Raw genomic sequence first — 10,984 nt, forward strand, 5'->3', positions numbered from 1 at the left:
TAAAACCATTTTAATAAGCTCATTTTAAAGCATGCACTGCCAAAGTCGGATAAATTAATAAGTAGCAATCTTAAACATTTCATTGTGAGGATTTAACTTTTAACGAGCAAATTTCCAATCTCTGATCGTGTCATTTTAAATAAAACCAATCTTAATTTTTAAATTTTAGGTGAAGAGTTAAGCTTATAAAAATATTAATTCCTGCTTTGATTATCTTAGATATGAAAAAGCCCCAATTGAATTGAGGCTTTTGTAATTTTAAATATTCAATGAAAGGGAATAAGACATTCATTCACCGAAATATTTTAAAGATCAATCATTTTTAGATTTCGGCTTCAGGCTTTGTGTCAGACCATTAATGTCGCCCCCTTGAATGCCTAACTCATTCATTAAGCTATCAATCAATGGTGCTTGTGAACGGTAACGTAGAGCACTATTTACGACTTGATCGGACAAGGCAACTTGACCTTGCTCACCCCCATCAACCGATGTCGTTGAACCACTCAAACCACCCATACCATTCACTTGTAGAATTTTGATATCGTCAATATTTTCCATTGGCTTAACACTTTCACGAATAATTTCAGGTAAGTATTTCAACAATGCTAAACGAATTTGCATTTCGACTTGTTCAGAAGACAAGATATTGTTTGCTTCGTTGACTGCGCGTGTACCTTCTGCATCCACTTGGTATTGTTTCTCTTGAGCTTGAGCCAGTAGGATTTTTGCATCCGCTTCACCTTTCGCTTTTAAGCGAACTTTTTCAGCTTCGGCTTCAGCTGCAGTACGAACCGCTTCAGCATCATCTACAGCAGCTTGTTTCGATGCTTCTGCAGCAACAGTGATTGAAATTGCATCCGTTTCAGCAGCCTGTTTTGCTGCAACCAGTTCAACAGCTTTGATACGTTCTGCACGTTGAGTTTCACGAACAGTGATCACTTCTTCTTCTGCTTTAACTGCTTGTGCACGTGCTTGGTCAGCTAGGGCTTTTGCTTCAGATTCTGCACGAGATTTTTCTGCGATCGCAATTGCACGATCTTGCTCAGCCAATTCAATGGTTTTCTTTTGTTCAACTTGAGCTTGTTCAATGATTTGTGATTTCTGAATATTTTGATTTTCTACATCACGTGCTGCAGTAATCCGTTTTAAATCAATTTCACGTTCAGCTGCAATTTGTGCTTCTTCTGCTTCACGTTTTTTAACTGCTTCTTGCGTTGCGATTTCAGCAAGTTGTTCCGCTCGGCGAATTGAGATTTCTCGCTCTTGTTGCATTTTTGCATATTCTTCTTCACGAAGAATTTGTAGTCGTGCTTGTTCTGCTTGTAAGTTTTTGGTCTTAATCGCAAGGTCAGCATCTTGTTCGATGTCGTTACGTTTTTTACGACGGTCTTCAATCGTTTCAGTCAGCTTGGTTAAACCTTCCGCATCAAAAGCATTTTGTGGGTTAAAGAATTTAAAGCTGGTTTGATCTAGACCGGTTAAGGAGACCGTTTCAAGTTCTAAACCATTTTTTGAAAGATCTTCAGACACGACTTGCTGTACTTTTTGCACGAAGTCAACCCGCTTTTCATGTAACTCTTCCATGGCCATTTCAGCTGCAACAGCGCGAAGTGAGTCCACAAATTTACCTTCAACTAAATCTTTAAGCTCTTGCGGAGACATGGTTTTTTGACCCAGCGTTTGAGCTGCTGTCGCGATAGCTTCAGCCGTTGGTTTGACGCGAACATAGAACTCAGCCATGACATCTACACGCATACGATCACGTGTAATCAACGCTTGGTCAGCTGCACGTTTTACTTCAAGACGCAGCGTGTTCATGTTTACAGGAATCACTTCATGCAACACAGGCAATACAATTGCACCGCCCCCTAAAATAACTTTTTCACCGCCAAAACCTGTACGGACGAAAGACACTTCTTTACTTGAGCGTTTATATAGACGCGCTAAAATCGTACCAATAATGATTAGCGCAAGTAAGATGATCCCCGCGATGATCAGTATTTGAAAAAAATTTGAGTCAAACATTTTTATAAGTCTCTATTGTTTATATGAATATTAATAAATTGAATATTTAATGAGGGATTGCTTGAAATCCGATCTTGGTTTTTTGAGTCAAAAGAACGGTTTGACCTTGTGTGAAAATAAGGTCAGTTTCAGGTTCAACCATAATGTAATGTGTCAGTCCATGCTGATCTTTTACTTTAGCTTGAGCAGGATAATTTAGTCGGGCTTCACCCAAAATAATTTCTGCACTTAAGCCAATCAGTTCTTCGCTATGAATTGCAGTCGTTTCATCTTGTGGTAACACTTTAGCAATGATTGCAGACACCGTACGGACGATTGGCATGCACAAAATTAAACTGGCAGGAGCAATAATCCAAAGTGGGAAATAACTAGCGGTCCATTGAAAAAATAGACCTTGAGTAACCAATCCAAACAATCCAAAAGTAGTTAGAAAGATGATTAACCACACCAATACAGGAATACGCCCAATATAAAGCCAATCAAGCAATTGAATAAAAATATTTGGATTGGAGTCTAAATTTAAATCAGGATGTTGCGCTTCAAACAATTGATCAGGAATAAATTGATCCAAAAAACCTTGAGTAGTTGCACCAGCAATGAGTAATAGCGCTTCGACCAAACCTAAGAAAAGCATTAAGCATAAACTAACGCTAAAAAATATATTGGAAGGGTGGATGAAGATTTCCCACATTTGTCGGTCTCAGCTTTATATTTATCATTAAAAATTAGATGTTGAATTTATTGATATAGATGACTGAATTCCAATCTATTTTGAATAGTTTAAAACGTCACTCAGTACTGAGCTAAAGTGTATAGTTTAGACATTAATTTGGCAAATAATAATTATTCTTAATCTATTCAGTCAGAATGTGAATTTCTAGACAAAAAAAATACGTAATGATTGGGGTATTCATTACGTATAACAACGAATCTGCTTACACAGCTTCGGTTAAGGAGAAAAGTTAAGAACATTGGGGAATGTTGCAAAACTTTAATGAATATTACTCAATAACAAACTTGATATGTTATGTATTCACGTAAAGTTATGTTAGTAAAAGTTAATTAAGTCGTTATCCAGAATTAAAGATAACAATAAAAAAACCTCTCATTTAGAGAGGTTTCAGTTGAAGCTTCGATATCAATGTATGACGATCAGTTTAAAAGTGGAACACACCCAAACCTGATTTAACTTCATCCAGTGTCTGTTGAGTAATGTCTTTGCACTTTTCAGTGCCAGTTTTCAAAATATCCATGATGTAATCTGGATCTTTGGCAAGCTCCATGCGACGTTCACGAATTGGCGTGATTAACTCTTTTAGAACCCCTTCAAGACGCTTCTTCACTGTACCATCGCCTAGTCCACCACGTTTATAGTGTTCTTTCAATTCAGCGACTTCTTCAACATTTGGATCAAATGCATCAAGATAAGTGAAAACAACGTTGCCTTCAACTTGGCCTGGATCTTCAACGCGTAAATGATTTGGATCGGTATACATTGCATTAACGGCTTTCTTGATGTCTTTATCAGAAGCATCTAAAACAATCGTATTGCCTAAAGATTTAGACATTTTGGCTTTACCATCAAAACCTGGTAAACGACCAACATTTGAAAGCAATGCTTTACATTCTGGAAGTAAGTCATGACCAATTTGACGATTCAAACGACGAACGATTTCGTTGGTTTGTTCGATCATTGGAATTTGATCTTCACCCACAGGAACGATAGAGGCTTTAAATGCTGTGATGTCTGCCGCTTGTGCAACAGGGTAGCAAAGGAAGCCAGCTGGAATATCACGTTCAAAACCACGCATTTGAATTTCGGACTTGATCGTTGGGTTGCGCTCTAGACGAGAAACCGTCACGAAGTTCAAGTAAAGCATGGTCAATTCATTGAGTGCAGGTAAACTCGATTGCACACAAATCGTTGTTTTAAGTGGATCAATACCGACAGCTAAATAGTCTGTTGCAACTTCAATAATGTTACGACGTACTTTTTCAAAATTATCCGCATTGTCAGTAAAGGCTTGAGCATCCGCCAATAATAAATGTTGATGATGAGAATCTTGTAATCCTACACGTGAGCGTAAAGAACCAACGAAATGACCTAAGTGAAGTTGTCCTGTAGGACGATCGCCAGTTAAAATCACTGGGCGATGATCTTGATTGCTCATTATAAATCCTGAAAACAGTAGTCAGCGCTACTTTGATATTAAGAATGCTAGGTATTGTACGGTAATTTATTTTTTATTGTCAGCAAGAATAATAGCCAGAGCGAAAAAAGCTTACTCAAAAATAACTGCTATTTATTTATTAAATATATACAATTATTTTTCCATAAAGCATTAAAATAGATAAAAACTTGGGATAATAAAAATGGCCAGTAGCTTACTTTTACTATTAGATGATATTGCAACGATCCTTGATGATGTTGCTGTGATGAGCAAAATGGCTGCCAAAAAGACGGCAGGGGTGTTGGGTGATGACTTAGCCTTAAACGCACAACAGGTCAGCGGTGTAAAAGCAGATCGTGAATTACCCGTGGTTTGGGCTGTTGCCAAAGGTTCATTTGTTAACAAATTGATTCTTGTTCCACTTGCTTTGCTGATCAGTGTGGTTGCCCCTTGGTTAATCAATCCACTATTGATGATCGGTGGTTTATTTTTATGTTATGAAGGTGTGGAAAAGGTTATTCACACACTTCAGCATAAAAAAGCAAAAACGGCTGAAGTCGCTGAACAAGAACTCAAGGCACTTGAAGGTGATTTGGTAACACTCGAAAAGCAAAAAATTAAGGGGGCGGTGACAACGGATTTTATTTTATCTGCTGAAATTATTGTCATTTCATTAGGTACTGTGGCTACTGCAACATTTGGCGTTAAAGTGGCTGTGCTGACAGTCATCGCAATCGCAATGACGATTGGTGTGTATGGTCTTGTCGCAATGATTGTTAAAATTGACGATCTAGGCTTATATTTAAATCAACAAGCTTCATCATTTAAACAAACCATTGGGCGTGGATTACTGGCATTTGCACCAAAGTTGATGAAAACATTGACTATCGTGGGTACTTTGGCAATGTTCTTGGTCGGTGGTGGCATCATTACACACACGATCCCAGTCTTTCACCACTTTACTGAGGACTCAGTAGATTATATTGATCACATTCCAGCTGTAGGGCATTTTATTGGTGCACTCACGCCGACTTTGATTAACTTTGTGATTGGATTTATCGCTGGTCTGCTGGTGGTTCTCGTGGTGAGTATGATTTCTAAAGTGTTTAAGAAATCAAAATCCGTTTAATTTGATTACTGCGTAAAGATAAGCTTTAAAATAAAGCATAATTTAGAATAAGGATAAGGCCATGCGTTGGAAAGGTCGTCGAGTCAGTAGTAATTTAGAAGATCGTCGTGGTGGTGGGGCTAAAGCTGGCGGGATCAGTATTCTTGGTTTAATTGTGGCTTTTGTGGCTTGGAAGTTCTTTGGGGTAGATCCTCAAATGGCGTACCAAGCGACCAAGCAAGTTACTTCTGGACAGCAACAACAAGCAACTGGTTTGGAAAATCCAACACCAGAGCAACAAGAGACGGCGGCATTTGTTGGAACTGTTTTGGCCGACACAGAAGACACGTGGTCTCAGGTATTTAAACAGCAGGGCATGCAATATTCATCACCGAAACTGGTCATGTTTAGTGGTACGGTAAACTCAGGTTGCGGAGCAGCACAGTCTGCAATGGGGCCTTTTTATTGTCCAGCTGATCAAAAGATTTATATTGATACCGCTTTTTTTAAAGATATGCATCAACAAATGGGGATTTCGGGTGAGCAAAATCAATCTGAATTATCGACAAAAAATGTTGCGGGTGATTTTGCTCAAGCGTATGTGATTGCTCATGAAGTCGGTCATCATATCCAAAATCTTTTAGGGATTTCTGGGCAAGTCCAACAAGCACGTCAAACCGCGAGTGAAGCTCAAGGGAATCAACTTTCAGTTCGATTAGAACTACAGGCAGATTGTTTGGCGGGCGTTTGGGCAAAAGATACACATCAGCGCACTCAATTTTTGGAAAATGGTGATATCCAAGAAGCGATGGACGCAGCGCATAAGATCGGGGATGATTATTTGCAAAAACGTGCGCGTGGACAAGTTGTTCCAGATAGTTTTACTCATGGAACAAGTGCACAACGTATGCAGTGGTTTGATAAGGGGATGCAGTCAGGCGATATCAATCAATGTGATACATTTAAAGCATCGATATAATTTGTAATCATCCAGATCCAATAAGAGATCCATGAGCTGTTTATCTCGAATGTTAAAAGTATACTTTGAAGGTCTCCTCATGAAACCTAGTTTGATTAAATGATCGTCAGGCTAGGTTTTTTGTTGTAGTTGCTTATGTAGTTAACAAACTTTTTTTAAAAATCAGTTTAAAATAATCCATGTTATTGAAATCATAAATAAGAAGTATTAGGCAAATTATGGGTAATTTTTTTATTCTTCAAGTTTTTACGGTTGTATTTGCACTTTCAATCGCAACAACAATATTTAATAAGCGAATTCTAGGCTTTCCACAAGCGATCGGTGTTCCCATTGTTTCTGCAATTTTTGTTTTCATATTGCAATGGGGGGCAAATCTACTCGGTAATAATCAATTCATTACCATTAATCTACACAACATTGAAGCCGCAGTCAGAAATATTGATTTTTATGATTTCTTAATCAATGGCGTAATTTGTTTCATTCTGACATCCTCTGCATTGAAATTTAAGGTATCAGATTTACGCTCACATTGGAAACCGATTAGTATTTTAGCGACCTTGGCACTGGTACTTTGCGCATTATTGTTTGGTGGTCTGATATTTGGTTTCCAGTACTTGATGGGTAGCCCTGTCCCAATTTTAATTTTATTGTTATTGGGCTCGGCTTTAGGTGCAACCGATCCGATTGGGATTAAAGGCGTACTTAGTTCAGTTCGAGCACCACATCACTTGATGGTAAAGCTTGAAGGCGAATCATTATTTAACGATGCGATGTGTATCGCTGTATTTATGACGCTATTAAACGTACTTAAAGGTGAGCAATTTAGTTTTTTTGCCACATTACAAACTTTATTTTATGAAATTATTGTTGCTGTCATTATTGGTTTAGCTTTTGGTTGGCTGATTCTGAGAATTTTACGTGGTAAGCATGAAATGGAGTCACTGATATTAACCACGGCTTTATTGGCATGTGGTTCCTATTTGGTGGCTTTATTTGCGCATGCTTCTGCACCGATTGCCTGTGTTATTGGTGGCTTGATCGTTGGTAATAAATGGAATGAAATTTTAAAGGAAAAAGAGATCAGTGAAGTCAATCATTTTTGGCATACGGTTGAAGGAATTATTAACTCATTCCTGTTCACCCTCATTGGACTCGAATTATTTATCTTGGATTTAAGTGCGAGTCTTATTTTTGGTGGGGTGGTTGCATTTATTCTTTTACATATTTCTCGTTTCGCAGCGAATTACCTGGCGTTTGCCTTTTTCCCATCATTCCGCAAAAAAAGCTATAACGGAAGTTTAGCCATTATTTCATGGGGTGGTGTACGAGGAGGAATTTCTTTAGCGCTCGTGTTAGCTGTTGCCAATCTTCCACAATTATCTGAGTACAGCAGTATTTTGATTGGGTATACCTTCATCGCTGTTTTACTTTCGGGTGTGGTTTGTGGATTAGGTTTGCCGCCCGTGATGAATGCTTTTTATTACAATCCAAATGAAGAGCAAACTGGTTTTAAGGGTTGGTATCAAAGATTGTGTCATAAAATGAATAGAAGTGGTGTGATGTACATCGTTGGTGAAGATGTAAAAGGGAATGAAATTATTACCATTTATAACCCAGAAGCAGTTTCAGATACGAGGAGTGATGATGGCGTGACAGCCGTTCATCATCCGAATAGAGTGCAGGAAGTTAAACGCTTGGAAAATCCTGATAATTTCTAAATGGCTCTGAGTCAGTATTGAAAGAGGTGAGAAGTCGGAAATACAAATATCTATTTCCGACTTTTTATTTAATCAACAAAATAGCAGTTTATTACTGCTTTAATTTTCAATAATCGTGAAGTCTGTAATCACCTAAGTTGTAAGGTTGCATCTATACATCAATTTATATCTATTATTTGCTTAAAAAAATGACTAAAAACAAGAATAAGCGATAGTTCTCTTTATTTAAAATAACTACATAATGACAAATCTAGTAACATGCTTATTCTTTGAGAAATTGAAACGCCTACCATTAATTATCGTAAAATACAAGATGCTATCTGTTTATGCTTAAAAAATAGCCTAAAAAATAAACGTAAATGCTTGATTTACTGATTTTAATACTAAAAATATATCTATAAATTTTATCTTTAGTGGTTTTTAAATAGCTGAAATAAATAAACATATGTCGGAAATGGAGTGCACGTTACAAAAAAGTGCCTCGACCATCGGGTTGTTTGCACAAAAAAAACAGAAAGTGTGATATAAATCTCAAATATAGATAATAGCGTCTATCTTTTTATGTTTTTAAATTTAGAAAGATTGATAAAAATAAAATGTATAAGAGAGAAATGTACTATGCCGAACATCTCAGTCATATCTAAAGAGAGTCATCAGGTATTAGAGAATGTAAACTCTAGTAAAGTAGGACTTAACGAAAACTCTGTAGTTGTTGTTCAAGTTTCTAAAGATGACGTGGCTTCAATCACTCGTGAAAATAATAATGCATTAATAACTTTAAGAAACGGTGAAGTAATTGTTATTGAAAATTATTTCAATGCAGAATTTGCAGATAACAGTTTAGTTTTTCAAGATGAAAGTGGTCAGCTTTATTGGGTTAAATTTACCAATGCAGATGCCTCGATTGCTGAAACAATCTTATATTATCCGATTGAAGAAATTGAGCCATTGCTTTATTCAGATAATTTCGTAGGTGGAATTTTACCTTGGTTAGTCGGTGCTGGTGTAGCAGGTATTGCGGCAGCAGCTGGTGGCGGCGGTGATGGAGGAGGTTCTGAGCCTGTTATTCCTCCTATTACAAAACCATCTGCATTGTTAGATGCACCGAAAGTTTTCGATGACGTCGCTCCTCAAACTGGGTTGGTTGAGAATGGTCAATCTACGAACGATTCGCTCCCTACTCTTAGTGGGGCAGGTGCACAACCTGGGGCGATCGTTAAAGTATATGATGGCGATCAACTTATTGGTGAAACTTTTGCCAATGAAGATGGTACATGGGAGTTGGAGCTTACAACGCCATTGAGCGACGGTCCGCATAATTTAACAGCAACTCAAACTGTTGATGATCTTGAAAGTGATAAGTCGCCTATAAGTGATTTTACTGTAGACACTAAAGCACCTGAAGTTTCTATTGATTCAATTGCTCCTACAAAAGACACGACTCCAGAAATCACAGGTACAACAGAACCAGGTGCAACTGTAGATGTTGTGATCAAAGATAAAGACGGCAACCTTGTAGCACAAGGTCCAGCGATTGTTAATCCAGAAGATGGTACTTGGTCATTCACTCCGTCAACAGTATTACCGGAAGGTGAACACACAGTTGAAGCAACTGCAACTGATAAGGCAGGAAATCAGGCTACTACTGATGAGCCAACTGTGCTTGTAGTTGATCCTGTTGATCCTGTTGATCCTGTTGATCCTGTTGATCCTGTTGATCCTGTTGATCCTGTTGATCCTGTTGATCCTGTAGTTGCGATTAATCCAATCGAGCTAACTAATGATTCAACTCCTGAAATTACAGGTAAAACTACTCCAGGCACAACAGTTTTTGTTACTGTGACTGATATAAATGGTAAAGTGGTTTCAGGTCCTGCGACTGTAAATGCAGATGGTACGTGGACATTCATGCCATCTGAGCCATTAGCTGAAGGTGAGCAAAAAGTTGTCGCTAAAGCAACAAGTAATACTGGTAAAACTGCGGAAGATACTGAAGATTTTACAGTAGATACGGTTCCTCCAGTTGTTGCAATTGATGATCTTCCACCAACAAAAGACACGACTCCAGAAATCACAGGTACAACTGAGCCAGGTACGACTGTTGATGTTGTTGTTAAAGACAAAGATGGTAACCCTGTAGCACAAGGTCCAGCGACGGTTAATCCAGACGGTTCTTGGACTTATACTCCAACGACTGAATTACCAGAAGGCGAATACACAGTTGAAGCAACTGCGAAAGACCCTGCAGGTAATGAAGCAACTGTTGATGCTCCAGTTGATCTAGTGATTGATACGACTGCACCAACAAATGTAACGATTGATCCAATTGATCTTACAAACGATGCAACACCAGAAATCACAGGTACGACTGAACCAGGTTCAACAGTACAAGTCACCATTACTGATGCTAACGGTAAAGTAGTTACTGGTCCTGCGACAGTAAATCCAGATGGCACTTGGACTTACACACCATCTGAAGATCTAGCAGAAGGTCAGCAAGATGTTGTTGCAGTTGCAACTGATAAAGCAGGCAACACTGCACAAGCAACAGAAGACTTTGTTGTAGACTTTAGTGGTCCTGATGTTTCAATCGATCCAATTGATGAAACCAACGACACGACTCCTGAAATCTCAGGTACAACTGAGCCAGGTTCGACTGTTGATGTTGTGATCAAAGACAAAGACGGCAACCCTGTAGCGACAGGTCCGGCAACTGTTAATCCAGATGGTTCTTGGTCATACACACCAACTGAAGCATTGCCAGAAGGTGAGTACACCGTTGAAGCAGTAGCCAAAGATGACAAAGGTAATCCTTCTGCACCTGCAGCTGAAAACTTCGAAGTGGATACGACTGGTCCAGTGGTTTCAATTGATCCGCTTGACGATACCAACGACACGACTCCTGAAATTTCAGGTAAAACTGAGCCAGGTTCGACTGTCGATGTTGTGATCAAAGACAAAGATGGCAATCCAGTAGCGACAG

General features: G+C 38.6%; 7 protein-coding genes. 4 read left to right on the forward strand and 3 right to left on the reverse strand.

The genetic code is table 11. The features are described from left to right. Positions 1–312: 312 nt before the first annotated feature. From AC5YD2_RS01375 to trpS, 3 genes are all read right to left on the reverse strand, one after another. A complete protein-coding gene (locus tag AC5YD2_RS01375) occupies positions 313–2,025 on the reverse strand; it encodes a flotillin family protein (RefSeq protein ID WP_496124591.1) in 1,713 nt (570 codons plus the stop codon). Positions 2,026–2,071: 46 nt separating this feature from the next. Beyond that, positions 2,072–2,716, reverse strand: a complete 645-nt coding sequence (locus AC5YD2_RS01380; protein WP_496124592.1) for a YqiJ family protein — start codon at positions 2,714–2,716, stop codon at positions 2,072–2,074. 466 nt (positions 2,717–3,182) lie between these two features. Further along, positions 3,183–4,196, reverse strand: a complete 1,014-nt coding sequence (trpS, locus tag AC5YD2_RS01385; protein ID WP_496124593.1) for a tryptophan--tRNA ligase — start codon at positions 4,194–4,196, stop codon at positions 3,183–3,185. Positions 4,197–4,398: 202 nt separating this feature from the next. Here trpS and AC5YD2_RS01390 point away from each other — a divergent pair, with 202 nt between their 5' ends. The 4 genes from AC5YD2_RS01390 to AC5YD2_RS01405 form a co-directional block, all read left to right on the forward strand. Further along, positions 4,399–5,325, forward strand: a complete 927-nt coding sequence (locus AC5YD2_RS01390; RefSeq protein WP_496124594.1) for a DUF808 domain-containing protein — start codon at positions 4,399–4,401, stop codon at positions 5,323–5,325. A 61-nt stretch (positions 5,326–5,386) separates the two neighbouring features. After that, a complete protein-coding gene (gene ypfJ / locus AC5YD2_RS01395) occupies positions 5,387–6,283 on the forward strand; it encodes a KPN_02809 family neutral zinc metallopeptidase (RefSeq protein WP_496124595.1) in 897 nt (298 codons plus the stop codon). A gap of 218 nt (positions 6,284–6,501) precedes the next feature. Further along, entirely contained in the window at positions 6,502–8,001 is a 1,500-nt protein-coding gene (locus AC5YD2_RS01400; RefSeq protein WP_496124596.1) for a cation:proton antiporter, read from the forward strand. 618 nt (positions 8,002–8,619) lie between these two features. Next, positions 8,620–10,984 (forward strand): Ig-like domain-containing protein (locus AC5YD2_RS01405; RefSeq protein ID WP_496124597.1); only part of this gene is annotated, 2,365 nt, incomplete at its 3' end.

It is taken from the genome of Acinetobacter sp. CY73 (assembly GCF_059515865.1).

What these genes read in the sequence shown, in the direction of transcription:
- AC5YD2_RS01390 (WP_496124594.1), top strand. Translation starts at nt 4,399, where the DNA reads ATGGCCAGTAGCTTACTTTTACTATTAGATGATATTGCAACGATCCTT.
- trpS (WP_496124593.1), bottom strand. Translation starts at nt 4,196, where the DNA reads ATGAGCAATCAAGATCATCGCCCAGTGATTTTAACTGGCGATCGTCCT.
- AC5YD2_RS01375 (WP_496124591.1), bottom strand. Translation starts at nt 2,025, where the DNA reads ATGTTTGACTCAAATTTTTTTCAAATACTGATCATCGCGGGGATCATC.
- ypfJ (WP_496124595.1), top strand. Translation starts at nt 5,387, where the DNA reads ATGCGTTGGAAAGGTCGTCGAGTCAGTAGTAATTTAGAAGATCGTCGT.
- AC5YD2_RS01400 (WP_496124596.1), top strand. Translation starts at nt 6,502, where the DNA reads ATGGGTAATTTTTTTATTCTTCAAGTTTTTACGGTTGTATTTGCACTT.
- AC5YD2_RS01380 (WP_496124592.1), bottom strand. Translation starts at nt 2,716, where the DNA reads ATGTGGGAAATCTTCATCCACCCTTCCAATATATTTTTTAGCGTTAGT.